Annotated in this window: 14 protein-coding genes; 8 read left to right on the plus strand and 6 right to left on the minus strand. The window is 35.7% G+C overall.

Translation table 11 applies throughout. The features are described 5' to 3' along the window. Positions 1 to 30 precede the first annotated feature (30 nt). From N9R04_RS10065 to N9R04_RS10080, 4 genes are all read right to left on the minus strand, one after another. Positions 31 to 255, minus strand: coding sequence for a hypothetical protein (locus N9R04_RS10065; RefSeq protein ID WP_262856641.1), 225 nt, complete (start codon positions 253 to 255; stop codon positions 31 to 33). 457 nt (positions 256 to 712) lie between these two features. After that, positions 713 to 2,071, minus strand: coding sequence for a branched-chain amino acid transport system II carrier protein (gene brnQ / locus N9R04_RS10070; RefSeq protein WP_262856642.1), 1,359 nt, complete (start codon positions 2,069 to 2,071; stop codon positions 713 to 715). Between the two features lie 336 nt (positions 2,072 to 2,407). After that, entirely contained in the window at positions 2,408 to 2,641 is a 234-nt protein-coding gene (locus N9R04_RS10075) for a hypothetical protein (RefSeq protein ID WP_262856643.1), read from the minus strand. After that, the gene (locus N9R04_RS10080; RefSeq protein WP_262856644.1) at positions 2,601 to 2,729 is read right to left on the minus strand and encodes a hypothetical protein; all 129 of its coding nucleotides are present in this window, start codon (positions 2,727 to 2,729) and stop codon (positions 2,601 to 2,603) included. The genes N9R04_RS10075 and N9R04_RS10080 overlap by 41 nt, the downstream gene beginning before the upstream one ends. Positions 2,730 to 2,950: 221 nt before the next feature. Here N9R04_RS10080 and ppx point away from each other — a divergent pair, with 221 nt between their 5' ends. The 8 genes from ppx to N9R04_RS10120 all read left to right on the plus strand — a co-directional run bounded on the left by ppx (position 2,951) and on the right by N9R04_RS10120 (position 13,852). Then, entirely contained in the window at positions 2,951 to 4,480 is a 1,530-nt protein-coding gene (ppx, locus tag N9R04_RS10085) for an exopolyphosphatase (RefSeq protein ID WP_262856645.1), read from the plus strand. Positions 4,481 to 4,544: 64 nt separating this feature from the next. Beyond that, positions 4,545 to 6,704 carry an RNA degradosome polyphosphate kinase gene (locus N9R04_RS10090; protein WP_262856646.1) on the plus strand — a complete coding sequence of 720 codons (2,160 nt, stop codon included), beginning with the start codon at positions 4,545 to 4,547 and terminating at the stop codon, positions 6,702 to 6,704. A gap of 273 nt (positions 6,705 to 6,977) precedes the next feature. Beyond that, positions 6,978 to 7,130, plus strand: coding sequence for a hypothetical protein (locus N9R04_RS10095; protein WP_262856647.1), 153 nt, complete (start codon positions 6,978 to 6,980; stop codon positions 7,128 to 7,130). Between the two features lie 166 nt (positions 7,131 to 7,296). Further along, positions 7,297 to 8,055 carry an ABC transporter ATP-binding protein gene (locus tag N9R04_RS10100; RefSeq protein WP_262856648.1) on the plus strand — a complete coding sequence of 253 codons (759 nt, stop codon included), beginning with the start codon at positions 7,297 to 7,299 and terminating at the stop codon, positions 8,053 to 8,055. Continuing rightward, the gene (locus tag N9R04_RS10105; protein ID WP_262856649.1) at positions 8,045 to 9,922 is read left to right on the plus strand and encodes an FtsX-like permease family protein; all 1,878 of its coding nucleotides are present in this window, start codon (positions 8,045 to 8,047) and stop codon (positions 9,920 to 9,922) included. The genes N9R04_RS10100 and N9R04_RS10105 overlap by 11 nt, the downstream gene beginning before the upstream one ends. Positions 9,923 to 10,234: 312 nt before the next feature. After that, entirely contained in the window at positions 10,235 to 11,215 is a 981-nt protein-coding gene (locus tag N9R04_RS10110) for a tRNA dihydrouridine synthase (RefSeq protein WP_262856650.1), read from the plus strand. 187 nt (positions 11,216 to 11,402) lie between these two features. Next, positions 11,403 to 12,323, plus strand: coding sequence for an ABC transporter substrate-binding protein (locus tag N9R04_RS10115; protein WP_262856651.1), 921 nt, complete (start codon positions 11,403 to 11,405; stop codon positions 12,321 to 12,323). Positions 12,324 to 13,381: 1,058 nt separating this feature from the next. Further along, complete coding sequence (locus N9R04_RS10120) at positions 13,382 to 13,852, plus strand: hypothetical protein (RefSeq protein WP_262856653.1); 471 nt, start codon at positions 13,382 to 13,384, stop codon at positions 13,850 to 13,852. A gap of 286 nt (positions 13,853 to 14,138) precedes the next feature. Here the strand turns inward: N9R04_RS10120 and cas9 are convergent, their stop codons facing one another. Then, complete coding sequence (gene cas9, locus N9R04_RS10125) at positions 14,139 to 17,300, minus strand: type II CRISPR RNA-guided endonuclease Cas9 (RefSeq protein ID WP_262856654.1); 3,162 nt, start codon at positions 17,298 to 17,300, stop codon at positions 14,139 to 14,141. Positions 17,301 to 17,502: 202 nt separating this feature from the next. Continuing rightward, entirely contained in the window at positions 17,503 to 18,909 is a 1,407-nt protein-coding gene (locus tag N9R04_RS10130; RefSeq protein ID WP_262856675.1) for an aminotransferase-like domain-containing protein, read from the minus strand. Positions 18,910 to 19,099: the final 190 nt, after the last annotated feature.

Consider the following 19,099-nt stretch of genomic DNA (forward strand, 5'->3'; position numbering starts at 1 on the left):
TCGTACGCAAGACAGCCTATCTGCCCATCTTTAGTCTAAGTAGTTTTCCGCATGTTCTAAACCGAAATGATCATACTTTTCCTTTTCCCTTTCGTACTCTTCTTGAGTTACCTGCGTAACGTCTTCAACTTTATACGTTAATTTTTTAGCAAAGGCTCTAACTTCATCTTCATTTTTTGCTAACACGAATACCGTTAATACATTGTCATCTACAATATCTTTATAGTGTTGATACTTTAATCTGTAAATGTTCAACAAAATCCCTCCAAAACATTTATTTTCACTTACTTCTTTCCAAACTCATTTAACTCACATGTGAAATATCTTTAAATCCTGTTTCTTTATTAATAAAATGGTCTTTACTTTTTTGCATCGCTCTCAATATTGATACACTTCAACCTATAGTGTCATATCCCCTAGAGTCCTAGGGTTAAAACCTACTAAACGTCGTAATAGCGCTTACATAAGAAATTATTATACTTGTAAAATATTTAAGCCAGCACCTCGTCTGACACCTAGAACTGAACAACAGCGGGCCACCCTTTGTAGAGGACAATCCGGTATTGCTCAAGATTTCTCAGGCGTTTGTAGACTAAGAAGTGCTGGCTCATCTTGTAAGAATCCGCAGATGTATATGTTTGATACGACTTGAGTATAACGCTCTATTCTCTTTAAATAATTTGGAATTCAAATCATATGACTTTTAATTTAATTATCCTTGGGGCTCAGATTTATAAGTGAACTTGCAGATGATTAAGCCAATGATAAACCCTATCACTGCAGGGACTATCCATCCCATACCAATATTGTAGAACGGTATATAATGTTCAGCGAATGAGATTAACGCTTGGGCTCCCTTAGATTGACTTATAAAGTCTGGGCAGGCTTTTACCCCATCGAAAAATGCCGCAATAATTGTAAATATTGTCGTTAACTGATAAACGAGAGACGCGTGATTAAACAGTGGACTTACCAAAGTTAACAATATTAAGGTAATAGCTAATGGATAGATAAACATTAAGACGGGTGTCGAGTACATAATAATCTTCGTTAAACCAACGTTCGCAAAGATAAAGGCTAAGACACTTACTCCAGTCGCAAGCCACAGATAATTTAATTTCGGGAACATTTCGGTAAATGTCTCTGAGAAGGCTGTAATCAATCCAATTGCGGTCTTTAAACACGCGACGATGATGATCAATGACAAGATAATAATGCCGTAATCACCTAAGTAATATTGCGCTATTTGAGCTAGAGCGATGCCGCCATTTTCACTCAGTTTGAAATGACCTAAACTCATAGCCCCCATAAGCGCTAATAAGGTATAAATAACCGCCATAGCTATCGTGCTGACCGTCCCGGATTTAAATGTTTCTCTCGCGATCGCATTGGGCTCTGTAACTCCTAACTTGCGAATCGTAGTGACGATGATGATCCCAAACGCTAAGGATGACAACGCATCCAAGGTGTTATAACCTTCAACAAATCCCTTTAACAACACACCTTTGTTATAATCTGGACTAATAGGTGCATTGCTAATCTCGCCTAAAGGGTGGATGAAAGCTAATATGACCACGATGCCTAGTAATACAAGGAATACTGGGTTTAAGTACTTACCGATATAATCTAGGATTTTCGATGGCTTACGAGCGAAGAACCATGCGAGTATAAAGAATATAACACTAAATAGTGGTAATAGTATGCGCCCAGTGCTTGAGGACACAAATGGTGAAAAGGCTATTTCGTACGACGTTGTTGCTAATCTAGGTAACGCGAAGAAAGGTCCGATCACTAAGTATAAAGCTATGGTGAATATGTAGGCATATATCTTATTAATTCTCGTCGCTACTTCGAAGACCCCATTCTTCTTAGAAATACCAATCGCTATAATTCCTAAGAACGGTAACCCTATAGCAGCAAGCAGAAAACCTAAGTTAGCTAGCCAAACGTGGGCCCCCGCAGTCTGACCTAAATGTATGGGAAAGATTAAGTTCCCCGCTCCGAAATATAAGCCAAATAACATTGAACCTATAAAGATGATTTCTTTAAATGAAAGCTTTTGCTTTTTCATATTTTCTAACTCCTAAGTTAAATTATCAATATTCATTATACATTTTTTATCTATTATTGCGTATACTCTTTAAAACACATATTTCTACTAACGTAGTAAAATAACATGAAAAATGCAAGAATATGTAAGCGATTTAAATTTATCCCATATATAATAAGCTCATCCACTTACTTATCTGTTATTTAAACCTTCAACATATTTAAATGCTGCTATCCCTATTGATCAAGCTTTACATCAAATTAACGAAATCTTTAGCTTCACTTATACCTTATTGATAGGACTATTGTGTACACTGGACATAACAGAGTAATTTAAGTTGAGATAAGGACACTTGTTCTACCGTAGTGGCACCTTTGTAAATAAGGAGGTTGAAACATAAAGTTTCTGTGCTCTGGGCAACCGCTTAACGGCGTCCAAGTATGCATGATTGTCGACAGAAAGGCTCACGGTTCGGGAGCGGGACAGAAATCTAATTTGAATAAAAAGATTTCGTAGTCCCGCCCAACTCGCTGTGTTTGGTGAAACTGGTTTACCAGTTTCTCTTTGTTGGGGCCCCACCCCAACTTGCATTGCTGGTGGAAACTGATGAACCAGTTTCTTTGTGTTGGGGCCCCCCTAAACACTTGTGTCCCGCCTTCTTTATAAATAAGTACAGCACTTTAAAAAGTAGCCACTACCTCTGTTATTATGCGGAGGGAAAGATGTGTATCTAAGAAAGATGAAACCTAATCCAGGTCGTCATTGACAGAAGATGGCGCCCTATCGTCATCATCTTAATACGTTCACCCTGTACAAGAAGAAGACTACGTCATCAAAGCTTATGTCTGACGAATCTCAACTCTATCATTCTAAGTACGTTTAACTACCGAGGAGGCTTATATGAAACGTCTAGGTTTAATCGACATTGGTTCTAATACTATCCGCTTCGTCATCTTTGAAGCAGATAGTCAACTAGGCTTAAATGACATACTTAATATCAAAATTCCAGCGCGCTTAAGCCAATACTTAAACGATCATAATCAGCTCGAGCAACAAGGTATCGATATACTAGAAGAAACTTTAGAGAATTTCCAAGATATTGCAAACCGCTTTAATATCGATGATTTACATCCAATTGCGACAGCTGCCTTAAGACAAGCTAAGAATAACAAAGATATTATTAAACAAATACAGAAGAACCTCGATCTTACTATTAAAATTATTTCAGAAGATGATGAAGCATATTATGGCTACTACGCTATTATTCACACGACTGAAATTCGAGATGGTATTGCAATTGACATTGGTGGGGGCTCTACAGAAGTGACATTATTTAAAGATAAACGACGTGTGCACTCACACAGTTTCCCTTTTGGTGCCGTGACCCTACAACGTCAATATTTTGACCATCAAGATCCGAGTGACAAGGAATCTATCAAAGCGCTTCAGCACTTTCTTAAAAAGCAATTTCATCAATTGTCTTGGCTAAGTGACGTGCAAGTTCCACTAGTTGGCATAGGCGGTTCAGCGCGTAATATTGCACGTATACATCAAGCTAAGCACGCTTACCCTATTAGCGGCGTCCATAATTATACAATGGATCACCGCGCCCTTGAGGAAGTTTATCATCTCCTCACACACAGTAAACGTAAAGAATTAAAAGATTTAGACGGGCTCAGTCGGGATCGAGTGGATCTGATTACGCCAGCTGCAACTGTATTCACCAGTTTATTCTCTCATATGAAAGCCACTCAATTTACCTTTTCAAGAAAAGGATTACGAGAAGGCTATATCATGCACTTAATCAACAACACATATGCTGAAGACTTTGATGCTAACCATGTAAGTAGCAGAGCGCTACATAACTTAGCTCAAGAATATGAAATTGAACCTCAAAGTGCCGAGCATCGAGTGGAGCTGTGTAAACAACTATTAGATCAGTTGTGCGCACTGCAATTTCTTGAAATCTCAAGTAAGGATCGTTGGCTATTTCTAAAGGGAGCATATCTTTATTATTTAGGACGCTTTATCGATTCTGACTCTAGTTCGCCCCATACTTATTATCTTATTGCAAACACTAATATTGACGGACTCACTCATGAAGAACGCTTAAGATTAGCGCTGTTAGCTAGCTTTAAAAATAAGACGTTACTTAAATTCTATAGTAAACAAACGAATTGGCTGGATAATGAGACGGTTCAACTCCTGCTTAAATTAGGAGGTATTATCAAGTTCTCTAATGCATTGAATATCTCTCATACCGATCGTATTCAAAATGTAGAATTAACGAGAACAAAGCACGATGATTATCAACTTAATGTTTATTGTGACGATAAGCCTGTCGTCGAATATTATTATTCAGAACAACAAAAGAAACATATCGAAAAGATATTAAAATCAAATCTCATCATCAACTTTACAAAAGCTTAAAATTCATATGTTACGTTTATATTTACCGATATATAACGATGTTGAATGAGGTGTAAAGATTGCTATGAGTATAGAGGATAAAGAACAAAACTTAGATTCTCCAGAATACTATAATAATCGTGAATTAAGTTGGCTAGACTTTAATTTAAGAGTTCTCGAAGAAGCTAAGGATCCAAGTAACCCTCTTTTAGAGCAGTTTAATTTTTTATCTATTTTTAGTTCGAATTTAGATGAATTCTTTATGGTAAGAGTAGCTGGGCTGAAGGATCAAGTTAAAATGGGGTATGATAAGCCAGAGAATAAAGCGCAATTAATGCCTCAAACGCAACTCAGCGAAATTAAAAAGAAAAACGCTTCTTACGTCGATCAGCAATATGAACGTTATCAAGAACTGAAACAACAACTATCTCGCTACAACATATGTATTGTCAGACCGGAAGATTTGCCAGAAGAACTACATACCTCACTAGAACTAGAATTCACACAACATATCTTACCTACCCTGACACCACTGGCCATCGATGCCTATCATCCCTTTCCTAAATTAAATAATAAGACGATCAACATCTTTGTCGATATCAATACAGATCACCGTTTATACTCGGCAATTGTGCCCGTGCCACCACTTATTTCTCGGTATCGAACATTTAATTCAGGGCAAACTCAATATATAGTCATGACTGAAGACATTATCGAATATTACATACATCAACTATTTGAGGGCTATACCATTCGTAATACTTTTCCTTTCCGTATCACGAGAAACGCAGATTTAACTCTCGATGAAGATGGCGCGGAAGATCTACTTATTGAAATCGAGCGCTTTTTAAAAGAGAGAAAGAAAGGCACCGCTGTTAGGGTAGAGGTGGATGGCCGACGCGGTACAGAAGAGGATTTAATATGGATTTTACGCCAGTTAGAGCTGGATATGGAAGACGTCTATAGCGTTGATGGTCCCCTCGACTTAACCTTTCTGTCAGATCTTGTAAGCTACTACTCTCATAAGCTTAATCGACTCACTTATGAACCTTACACGCCGCAACCCCCTCGTTCATTAGGTTATAGAGACGTGTACGATTTAGCATTGCAACAAGATATCTTCTTCCATCATCCTTATGAATCTTTTAAAGGCATCGTAGATTTTATTCGGGAGGCGGCTGAAGATGAGAATACGATTGCGATTAAACAGACGCTCTACCGTGTCAGTAAAGATTCGCCTATTATTACTAGTTTGAAAGAAGCGGCTGAGAAAGGTAAACAAGTAACTGTCTTGGTTGAGCTGAAAGCCCGTTTCGATGAAGAGAATAACGTTCATTGGGCTAAAATGCTAGAAGATGCGGGTTGTCACGTCATATATGGTATGACACATCTTAAGACGCATAGTAAGATTGCGCTAGTAGTTAAAAAAGATGGGGGTCAACTAACCTCTTTCGTCCATTTAGGCACTGGAAATTACAATGATAAAACAGCTACTATCTACACTGATATGGGCATCATCACGACTCATAATGAAATCGTCGAAGATGCTATTAGTTTCTTTAATTATTTAAGTGGTTATACGCGTAAACCACATTATAGGAAGTTAATCGTCGCTCCCTATGACATTAGAGATGTGTTTATTGATCATATTGATAGAGAGATTAACATGCAAAGAGAATATGGCACTGGTCACATCATGATGAAAATGAATAGCTTAACAGATAAGAATATTATTAAAAAGCTATTTGAAGCTTCTCAGGCTGGGGTCAAGGTAGATTTAATCATTAGAGGCATCTGCTGCCTTAAACCAGGTATAGCAGGGATAAGTGACAATATTAGAGTGACGAGTGTCGTCGGGCGTTTTCTAGAGCATTCTCGCATTTACTACTTCTACAATAATGGAAATTCACAAATCTATTTATCATCTGCAGATGCCATGACTCGGAACATGATTAAACGTGTAGAAATCCTCTTTCCTGTAGAAGATAAAGCGATTGCCCAACGACTTGTTAATTACTTAAACCTACAATTAGCTGATAATCAAAAAGCGCGTTACCAAGATAGTACAGGTCACTATCACTATCAACAAAACAGCTTAGAGCCGCTTAACTCACAAACCTATTTAATGGAGCGCGCACTTGATTATGGAGAAGAACTGAAGCGAGAAATCACTAAACCCTCAGGCGTGGCAGTCTCTTCTAAAAAGACGTGGTTTAAACGTATAAGAGAAAAATGGTGCAAGTAGTGTTTGCGTGTTGAGTCGATCTTTAAATTTAAAGGTCAGGACAAAAACGCTTAAGATTTGAGCAGGGGGCCCCAACACAGAGAAACTGGTAAAACAGTTTCCGCAAGCTATGCGAGTTGGGGTGGGGCCCCAACAAAGAGAAACTGGGGCATAATGGTCTTTAACTAGAGAGAAAGGGTCTGGGGCATAAATACCAGCCTCTTCAACATCTTGGCAGTAGATGACTGATTTGAAAACGCGCTTGTATCAAGCTTTTTTCAATTCTAGTCATCCTTGCCGGGGCGGGACTACGAAATCATTTTATTCAAATTAGATTTCTGTCCCGCTCCCCTCAAGCACTGCGGGTTGGGGTGGAAAAGCAAAGCCATTCAATATGAAGTATTGATTATAAAGAAGTACTCGGATGAATTGAGTCAAATCATCTGAGTGCTTTTTTTATGGCTCCGTCGTCTTATTATACATTTCGAACTTCTTGAAGCTCTATATCTTACAAATGTGTAAGTTTCCCCAGTCACTTTGTAAGGTTAGATAAATGTTACGATAACCCCTTTTAACTACAATTTGAATATAACATCATTCAAGGAGTGAAAGTATGGCGATCTTAAATGTAAACAATCTATCTAAGGTATATGGTAACAAACAGAAGTATCAAGCACTTAACAACCTCAATTTTTCAGTTGAAAAAGGTGAATTTGTAGCAATTATGGGCCCTTCAGGGTCAGGTAAGACGACCCTCCTCAATGTGTTAAGTTCGATTGATACTATCACCAACGGCTCTGTAGAAATTAATGGTAACCAAATCAATAAATTAAACGATAAAAAATTGGCGAACTTTCGTAAAACGCAGTTAGGCTTTATCTTCCAAGATTACAGTGTACTTCCTACCCTCACTGTTAAAGAAAATATCATGTTACCGCTATCTGTCCAGAAGATTCCAAAATACGAAATGGAACAAAATTATAAAGAAGTAACCGAAGCACTCGGTATTTCTGAATTAAGTAACAAATATCCAAGTGAAATTTCCGGTGGGCAACAGCAACGTACTGCCGCAGCTCGCGCGTTCGTGCACAAGCCTACGATTATCTTTGCCGATGAGCCTACCGGCGCCCTCGATTCTAAAAGTGCGCGCGACTTACTGAATCGGTTAGAAGACATGAATAAACAATTTAATTCAACAATCATCATGGTTACGCATGACCCAGCAGCAGCAAGCTTTGCCGAGAGAGTGATCATGTTGAAAGATGGAAATATACATTCAGAAATACGTCAGGAAGATAATTCTAAACACGTCTTCTATCAAGAAATTATTCAACTACAGTCCTCACTAGGAGGTGCGGTAGATGTCTTTTAACCACATAACTCTTAAAAATTTCCGACAGAATATTCGCCATTACGGCATGTTCTTATTCTCGTTACTTATTAGTATCATTCTCTATTTTAGTTTCTCAACATTAAAGTATGCTCGTAGCATCAATAATTCTGAGAGTGGTGGCCTCATTAAAAACGGGGCTACTATCGGTTCAATTACTTTATTTTTCATTATTATTATATTTCTGATGTATGCAAATCACTTATTTGTTAAAAGACGTACAAGAGAATTTGCTTTGTTTCAACTTATAGGGCTAACTAGAAGTAATATTCTAAGAATGATTTGCATTGAGCAGTTATCCATATTTGTCATTACAAGCGTCTTTGGGGTAATTATCGGCGTCTTTGGCTCCCAACTATTACTACACGTAGCTGCTAGCCTGATGAAACTCAAAGTTCATTTATCTGTCAGTTTCGAACCTCAAGCATTATTGGTGACATTATTGATGTTACTCATGGCCTTTATATTAATCATGTTCCAAAACTGGCTCTTCCTAAAGAGACGAAGCATCTTATCTATGATGAAAGATAGTAGCAAGACCGAAGCGACTCAGTCTCGTATTACCGTTAAAGAAACGATCGGTGGCATCTTAGGAATCATCATGATAGCGCTCGGGTACTATATAGCTACAGAAATGTTCGGCGTCTTTAAACCTCTAACGCTGTCTATGTTGAGCCCATTTATCATTCTATTTCTAACTATTGTCGGTGCTTATTTATTCTTTAGAAGTTCCGTGTCATTTATCTTTAAAACGATTAGAAGAGCTAAAAATGGCCGTGTTTCAATTACAGATGTCGTAAGCACTTCATCAATTATGCATAGAATGAAGAAGAATGCGATGTCTTTAACTGTCATTGCAGTCATCTCAGCAATTACAGTCAGCACACTTTGTTTTGCTGTAATAACTTACTCGAGTACAGATAGTTACATTCAGTCCAGCTCGCCACAAGACTTCAATATTGAAAAGACGAGCACTGCTAATAAATTTGAACATCAATTAAACCAACATCACATACCATTTAGTAAAGTCACTTACGAATCAATTACTCCTAAAACAGTGCAGGATAAAGTAATGTCATTTAATGGTAAAGAAAACCATTCAGAGGTTACTCCGATAATGCGCAATCCAAAACTTAAAGGGAAGCAAGCTAAACTAACGAATACCAAATTAGCTAACGGCATGATCCACTTTAATATGAATAATCATATTACAGTTAAAGGGAAATCTAAGCAAACCGTTAAAGTTACTGAGAAAGATGATGATAAGGTTTATCCGACTTCACTTTCTTCTGCAGGACCAATCATCCAAGTTAGTCCAAAAGTTTATCACAGTTTAAAAGAGAAGAAGATTACTCAACATAACTACGGTTACAACTTGAAACATCATAGCGATGTTAAGAAAGCAGAGCACATTGCACATAAGGTAGACCCCTTCATAACTTCAAGAGACAGCCTGATTAAAATGATGGACATGAGTAATGGCATATTGATGTTCGTTAGTTCCTTCCTAGGTCTCGCGTTCTTAATCGCGGCCGGTTGTATCATTTATATTAAACAAGTAGATGAAACGGAAGACGGAATAGATAACTTTAAAGTGCTTCGTCGCATTGGATTTACAACTACAGATATGGCTAAAGGTTTATTTCTCAACATTCTATTTAACTTCGGCCTTCCACTTGTTATAGCATTACTCCACGCATTCTTTGCGGCATATGCGTTTATGAAGATCATGGATCCCGGAACGTATAAACCTGTCATTATCATTATGATTATCTACGCTATTGTTTACTTTATCTTTGCATTCTTTGCTTATCTTCACTCAATGCGAGTAATCAAACATTCAATTTAAACCTTATAGCAGGTAGGATATGCTCACAACCATTCGTTGAGCAGTTATCAATAATCAACGCTCTCATCCTACTAACTTATTCAGTATGAGTGAGAGCGTTTTTAAATGATTCGCCAATCAATTGGGCAAATTGCATAAACGACACTCAATATTTATCAAGCCCTATCATGTCATAGGTCAAACCTTAAGGAGCGTTACCAACTCAGTCAGACGTTCCCAATTCACAATTCATATTCCTTGTGTATTTATTCAAAATTTATGGTAATATCATCAATGGTAAACATTTAATAATTAAGAAGGTTTAAATAAATTATGAAGAATAACTTTTGGAATGACTTGCCACGCCCATTCTTTATCTTAGCGCCGATGGAAGAAGTAACAGATATCGTCTTTCGTCATGTGGTTAGCGAAGCTGCAAGACCGGACGTGTTCTTCACTGAATTCACCAATACGGAAAGTTTCTGTCACCCTGAAGGCGTACACAGTGTGAGTGGTCGTTTAACGTTTAGTGAAGACGAACAACCTATCGTTGCTCATATTTGGGGAGATAAACCAGAGCACTTTAAAGAAATGAGTATTGGCATGGCTGAGATGGGCTTTAGTGGAATTGATTTAAATATGGGATGTCCTGTAGCAAACGTTGCAAAAAAGGGCAAGGGTTCAGGTTTAATTCTACGTCCTGAAACCGCAGCTGAAATTATTCAAGCAGCCAAAGCAGGTGGTATACCAGTAAGCGTTAAGACACGTCTCGGTTACTACGATATAGAAGAGTGGAAAGAGTGGTTAACACACGTCTTAGAACAAGATATCGCCAACCTATCTATCCATTTACGTACCCGCAAAGAAATGAGTAAAGTAGATGCTCATTGGGAACTAATCGAAGCAATCAAAACATTGCGAGACGAAATCGCTCCAGAGACACTCTTGACGATTAATGGAGATATCCCTGATAGACAAACTGGACTTGAACTCGCGGAGAAATATGGAGTTGATGGCATCATGATAGGCAGAGGCATCTTCCATAATCCGTTTGCATTTGAAAGAGAACCTCGTGAGCACACAGCCAAAGAATTATTAGATCTACTGAGACTACATCTCTCGTTGTTCGATAAATACGAGAAAAGCGAAACACGCCCATTTAAAAGCCTACGCCGATTCTTCAAGATTTACGTGCGAGGTATTAGGGGTGCTAGCCAACTTCGCCATCAATTGATGAGCACGAATTCAACCGACGAAGTTCGTGCGCTATTGGATGAGTTTGAAAGAGAAACGGATGAAGATCAACTGTCTTAGCATATTACGCGACCCGCTATATGTACAGACTAGAGAGAGCCTTCTAAAGTGAAATGATCTTTTTGCTTTAGAAGGCTCTTTTTAATGATCATTTACAAATTTCTCTTAAAAATAAATATTGTGATACTTAAATATTGTGGTATAATTGATAACGATTATTACTTTCAATAAAAAGGGAGTGTTATATATGAAAAAATTGATATTTATTACAATGTGCTTAATTTTACTTTTAGCTGCTTGTAATACTAATGACAGTAAAGATAAATCACACGAATCAAAGAGTGATAATTCTGCAACAAAAACATTTAAACAAGATGATGGAACTAAGGTTAAAATACCTAAAAATCCGAAAAGAATTGTGGTCTTACACCCTACATATGTTGGTGCTTTAGTCAAATTCGATCACAAACCAGTGGGTGTTACAGAGTTCGTTAGTCAGAATAAAACACTTGATGAAGCAACGAAAGGAATTAAAAGAATAGGTCAAGGTAATGTGGAACAAGTTACAAAAACAAAACCTGATCTTATCATTACTACAAAAGAAGATAAAAATGTTAAGAAACTCAAAAAAATTGCACCAACCATTCAGATGGATGCAATGAAATCTAATTATAAAGAAACAACTAAAAAACTCGGCGAAATTGTAAATGAACAAGATAAAGCTGATAAGTGGTTAAAAGATTGGGAGAATAAATTACAAGAAGATAAAAAATCGCTTGGTGATAATATTAAAGGGAAAACAATAACAGTTCTCCAAGCAACTCCTAAAGGTCTAACTGCATTCGGTAAAAACTACGGCCGTGGTACAGAAATAGTTTATGACGGGTATGGTATGAAACAACCTAAGATGTTAGAAAAAGAAACTAAAAACGCTTATATGGCTACACTATCTGAAGAAAAGCTTGCAGATTACGCTGGAGACTATATTATATTAGCTAGTATGGGACAAAAACCTCCATTTACGCAAAAAGAAAATTGGAAAAACTTAAAAACTGTAAAGAACGGACATGTCATTGATTTAAATGTACAAGATACGCAATATAATGACCCTATCTCTTTAGAAAAACAAAGAAAAATTATTTTCGATCAACTAAAAGAGATGAAGTAAATTCGACGAACAATCATTATAACGATTGCACATTTTTAACGGTTGGTGAACTATTCACTGACCGTTATTTTAATTCTAGATAATAAAAAGCTCTAAACTATTAGGAGGTTGAGACATAAAAATTTTAGTGCTCTAGGAAACCATATAACGGCGTCCCAAAAGCAGGATTGTCGACAGAAACGCTCACGATTCGGGAGCGGGACAGAAATCTAATTTGAATAAAAAGATTTCGTCGTCCCGCCCCGGCAAGGAGGACTAGAATTGAAAAAAGCTTGATACAAGCGCGTTTTCAAATCAGTCATCTACTGCCGAGATGGTGAAGGGAGCGGGACAGAAATCTAATTTGAACAAAAGATTTCGTCGTCCCGCCCCGGCAAGGATGACTAGAATTGAAAAAAGCTTGATACAAGCGCATTTTCAAATCAGTCATCTACTGCCAAGATGCTGAAAGAAGTTGAGACATTACATTATGTCCCAGTTTCTCTGTGTTGGGGCCCTACCCCAACTTGCATTGCTTGGTGAAACTGATGAATCAGTTTCTCCGTGTTGGGGCCCCCTGCTCAAACCCTAAACGCTTGTGCCCCGATCTCAATATTAATATAAAAAGAGCACAATTATCTCTATGATTAAAAGTGGCTTTGATAAAGGGTAACGGGGAAAAGAAAACTTTGATACCTAAAATTACAGAGTACTAAAACCAATGAAAGTGGATATGATTTGTTGAATAGTATACCTCATACCTAAAATTATAGAGTGCTAAAACAATCTGACTTTTGTTTCTTTAAACAAATTTGTATACTTCATACCTAAAATTACAGAGTACTAAAACGTAGCGTTAGCGTACACAAGTTGTTCAAATGTATACCTTATACCTAAAACTACAGAGTACTAAAACCAAACACGTAATAACAAAGCGTCAAAAACAGTATATCTCATACCTAAAATTATAGAGTACTAAAAAGATTTATCTATACTAATTTTATTACAAAAATCAATTTATTGATTACAAATGTCACTGTTTTCATTTTGTTAATTCAATTACACTATATATATTAACAATGAAAGCGAGTGATGACGTGCTTAATTTAATAATCATACTAGCGATGTTGTTACTAATTTGTCGCATCATGTTAAAAGAAAAGAACCTTAATTTAAAAAGTAAAGCACCCTTAATATTAATGGTCATAGGATTTTTATTAACAATTAGTATTATTCACATGTATAAAGATGATTCGACATTGTACCTATATATGATAATTACATGTATAATTGGCTTTATTTTTGGTCTAATTAGAGGCACGACGATGAAAATTTCATTTAATTCACGTACTCAAGAATGGTTAAAAAAAGGGTCCCCCTTAACAATTATTATTTTTATACTAGGTATAATTATTAACATTGGAATAGCAAAGTTCTTTTTCCCAAGTTACGTTACAGGTCTCGATAGTATTATGACCACATTGCATATTGGCATAACCCTCTATGCAGCAAAGTTTATTTTAAGAATGAAAGTTACTAGTTTTCAGTAGACATGACATAGATCATCTTAGTATGAATTTATTATGAGTACTACTAATAGGGAGCGGGACAGAAATCTAATTTGAATAAAAAGATGTCGTTGTCCCGCCCCGGCAAAGATGACTAGAATTGAAAAAAGCTTGATACAAGCGCGTTTTCAAATCAGTCATCTACTGCCGAGATGTTGAAGAGGCTGGGATTTATGTCCCGCTCCCTTTCGCGACTTTTAAATTATTTAAATTCAATGCAAGCTTATCTACTTCTGAAAGATACACTATTCTCCATGCCAAAGTTCAATCATCCCTTCATTATCATTTGAGGACGTTTTTTACTTTTCACTTCATAAATATTTCCGAGAATATCTGTAGAATGTTTCTTAATAGATTGTGTCTTGCTTGCTATTGTTTTAAATATTCTAGGTGTTTTTTTCTCATTTCTATTCTCTAAGTATTCTCTATATGTGATGTCTACCATATTGACTTCAATTCTGTTTTGCAAATCATTATTTACACCTATGACTCTATATAATTCACCATCAATTTGAATCAAGTCATTGTAGTAAAAACTTGCGATAAATTCGGCTTGCTCACTAATTTTCTTCAGTTTTTTTGCTTTCTTATAACACTTTGAATTAACTTCATAGCGATCTTCTTTTTTGATCACATCTAAGTATTTAACGGTCACAAATTTATATACACCATTATCCAAATAAACATCAAATCGGTACGGTTTCAATGATAGTTTTACTACTTTATTTCTGCTATTTGGATAATCACCCGTAATATTTCGGTGCGTATTTAGCTTCTTGCCGTAATATTTAATTTTTTTGATAACTGGTCCGTTATCTTTTTTACTGTATTTCGTTAAGTAATTGCCTGTTTCTTCATAATATTTGTAAAGAGGATTTTTCTCATTACCATACTGTTCCATAATCAATTTTAACTTTTGATACGTTTGTGGATCATGATGATACATCAATAATTTGTCAGGTGCTTTGTTAATTAACTTTTTCAATTTATCGTTATCTTTATCATATAATCCTTTTAAGTTATTAATGATTAATGTATTGCCCTTGTCATCTTTTCTCGTAGAATATATTGTGTCATTAACTAACTCTCTATTCGGCTTTTTATCAACTCTATGTGAGTACTTATAATCTTTAAAATCCTTAATATATTGGATTTGAGGGGGCTTTTTAAACACGTCTTCATACTCTTGTTCACCCTCAACTTTAGACGTACTTTCAGCTTGTTTTTCGTCGACTTTTTGATTTTCCATCACTTTTTTAGCTTGATCTAATTTTTTCCATTCTTTGAAGATAAAATCAGCGTTCGCAATAACCAGTGCGTCTTCAGCATGGTGTTTATAGCCTTGGTTTCTTTCCTTTTTGAATGTCCATTTATTTCTTAAGAAACTAGTAAACCCGCCATTAATCGATTTCACTTTGACATCTAAGTCGTTAACTCTAAAATACGATCTTAATAAGGTCATTAATTCTCTAGTCGCATAGCGTGTATCCACTAAATTACGGTTAATAAAATCTTTTTGAACACTGAAGCGATTGATATCTCGTTCTTCTAATAAATATTCTTTTTTCTTCTTAGAAATTCTATCTTTGCCTTTAGCGAGATTTAAAATATGCTTTTTGAATGTCTCGTAACTTATTGTTGAAGCTGAAGAACTTAAATATTGAAATGGCGTTCTATTTCCTTTTTTACTATTTTCTTCTCGTTTTACTAACACTTTATTATTGAAAGAGTTATCAAAAGACACAGAACGTGGAATAATATGGTCTACGTCGTAACTGAATTGATCATTAAGTAAATCTTCTAGAGGAATTGATTCTAACGAGTATAAACATTTCCCTTCTTGCATATCGTGTAGCTTAATTTTTTCAATTAAAGTTTTAGCATGTTCTTTACCTGTTGTTCTTATAATTTCTTCAATACGTTCATTCGTTTGACGATTTCTCTTCTGTATTTCATTAATTATTTTTTGTGCATCTTTAGAATTTCTTTCTCTCGCCAGTTCAATAATAATATCATTTGGTAAACCGTATTTTTTAATAATAGCGTTAATGACTTTAATAGATTGTATAAATGAACGTTTTACCACTGGAGACAATATAAAGTCATCAACTAAAGTAGTAGGAATTGCTTTTTGTTGGCTTAAATCCAATTTTTTAGGTACAAGTTTCAAGCGAGTGAATATTTCCATTTGATTATCACTAGTATGCCATAGTTCATCTAATATTAAATTTATTGCTTTTAAAGAGAGGCGATGCGTCCCCGTGTAACCTGTCAAGTTTGAAATTCGATCTATCTCTTCTTGTGTCAAGTCTGAATCCCGTTTCGCTAATTCTTCTTGTATATCCTCTGGTGACTGATAAATAGTTAATATCTCAGCGATTTGATTAAGTAACTCTGCATTCTCGAGGATTTCCTTTCTTGATGTAATACCTTTTATATCGTGATAAACTTTGAAATTTGTAAAGCTTGGTTTACCTGTACTTGTGACACGATACCCTTTGATATCTTCCTCATTTACCGAAATCTCCTTCGCGATTTGTTTAAGCGTTGGCTTTTTCTTTTGTTTAAAGACATTCTCGATAATATGATACTTTTCATAATATTCTAATTTCTCGTTCTCATCTCGAGTAATGATCAAATTGTTCAAATCATTTAACGCATCATGTAAATCAGCGTTGTAGGCGTATTTCACACTGCGTAGTTCTTCTGGGAAATACGTACAACGGCCCATTAACATTTCATACCATTCTTTGATATCTTTCCAGCCAAATGGACTGCCTTTACCTGGTCCCTCATAATAATATCTTCTTTTTTCCAATAAATCGATATAAGCGTCTATAAAAGCTTGATCAATTTGATGATATGCTTGTTGTATGTCTAGCAGCTGCTTTGCTTCTTTTACATAGTCAGATGTCTTGAAACGATTAGCCGCGCCTCTCACTTCACCGTCTACTTTTAAACGCTCTAACTGTAATTCCGCCACATGTTTCTCTTTTAATGCTTTGCTATTTCTAGTAATTTGTTCTTTGGTAGATAATTCTTCACCTGTATCTTCTTCCACTTCGTTAACATTATGTACGCCTCTACGCTTTGCTAAATGGAGTAATGCCGCACAGAATTCCTCTGCACTTAATTCGTGACTTAATCCCTTCACGCGTGCCTCGTAAGGATTGATTCCACTTAGTTCACTATCTTGATTCAATAAATTATAATCAGATAACAGTTTCTTTACTCTTTGTAATCTATGTCTACGTCGTCTCTTAAGTCTTCGAGTACCTCGTTTTGAACGGCGCCCCTCATTGTTTTCAACATTAGCTTCTTTAAATAAACGTACGCCAGCATCTATGACATCCCTAGTTTCATAATCAATAATTCCATAACCTACTGATGTAATTCCGATGTCTAATCCTAATATATACTTTCTTTTCATATGATCACTCCCAAATATATGAAGTTGTTACTATCGATATAAAAAAATCTCGTCAACCACATGACGAGTTGACGAGATAAACACGGCATTTAGCCTTGTTTTAGTAGATTCTGTAATTTTAGGTATAAGTACAATAAATTAAATTATTGTATATGTATTATACCTCTTATTTTACCTTGAGTCAAATATAATCTTAAAGTTTTTACTTAAACTCAGTATAACAAGCGTACTGATAGATCTTAGTCAATGCATACTTAATATTTGCTTTATCTTCAAAGGCATATGAGAGACGTATCGTATTTGTGTCACTTCCATAAATAAACCCTGGATTTATTAATATTTTTTCTTTATCAATCAACTCTGAAAAAAGCTTTTTAACATCGATATTCTCATTAAAGTTAATCCATATGAAAAAGCCACCTTTAGGTATGTCCCACTGAGCTATATTAGAAAAATCCTCGTTTAAAATATTTAACATGTAGTCCCGTTTTTCTTTTAATGCATTTCTGAGGTTAGACACATGTCTATCGTAATCTCCACTCTCCAGTAATTCATAAACCACCATTTGAGACAATATGCTTGAACCGTAGTCAATTTGCATTCTTATATCAGCTAATTGCTCAATCACTTTTTCAGACGCAATAGCCCAACCAATTCTAATAGCTGGGGCAATCGATTTCGAAAAGCTACTTATATGTATCACATTATGAGTGGTATCTAATGACTTAAGTGATCTTGTGGGCTTTTCTTCAAACCATATATCCCTATAAATATCGTCTTCGATAATTGGCATATTATGAACTTTACTATAATTAACCATATCCTCCCTCATTTTTTCGGATATGGACTGACCAGTTGGATTATTAAATGATGGCTCTATATACAAAGCTTTTTCTCTATGACTAGGTAGCTTATTAATAATATTTTGGAAATCGCTTAATTCACTATATGAAATACTCACTTTTTTCATATTAAAGTAGTCAAAGACATGCGTAGAATTGATATAAGACGGCGTATTAGAAAAGATAACTGTATTCTGACTTAAAAATCCGGTAACTAAAAGCTGAATGGCGTGCAATGCTCCAGAAGTTACTAATACATTATCTTTCGTGATGTTTATGCCCTCATTATTCAAACGCTTCGCTATTAATTCCCTCAACTTTGAGTAGCCATACCCATTATTATATCCAAACGATAGTTCTCCTATATAATTTGAGACACGAGTCATGGCATTTTTTAATTCTAGATGTGGAAGTAAATCTTTGCCTAGCTCTCCTTTACTTATATGTATATAGGATGGGTCTGCTTCAATTTTGTTAATAAGTTGTACCGTATACTGACTTCTCATCCTAAACGACCACTCCATCATTTCAGACCATTTGTTTAAAATGTAATCTTCGTTTAAATAATCATTTACATACGTTCCGCTTCCTTTCTTCGTGTAAATAAAACCTTCTGATTCTAACAATTCTATACTTTTAATAATCGTAACTCTATTAACATTAAATTGGTTGGCTAACGTTCGGTGAGAAGGAATCCTCATCCCATAGAACCAATCTCCACTTATTACCTTGTCTCTAATATATGAAGCAATCTCTTTATACTTAATGAAAAATCAATCCTTTATCAATTGGTTGGGTAAATTATCTGACAATTGGTTGTACTCATTATAAATCAAACATACTAAGATTAGCTATGAAGAAATCTATGACGATAGATTTTACTGGGACATAATGGTCTTTGACTAGAGAGAAAGGGAGCGGGACAGAAATCTAATTTGAATAAAAAGATTTCTGTCC

This window comes from Staphylococcus marylandisciuri, from assembly GCF_025519785.1.
In the GTDB taxonomy this organism is placed as follows: Bacteria; Bacillota; Bacilli; order Staphylococcales; family Staphylococcaceae; genus Staphylococcus; species Staphylococcus marylandisciuri.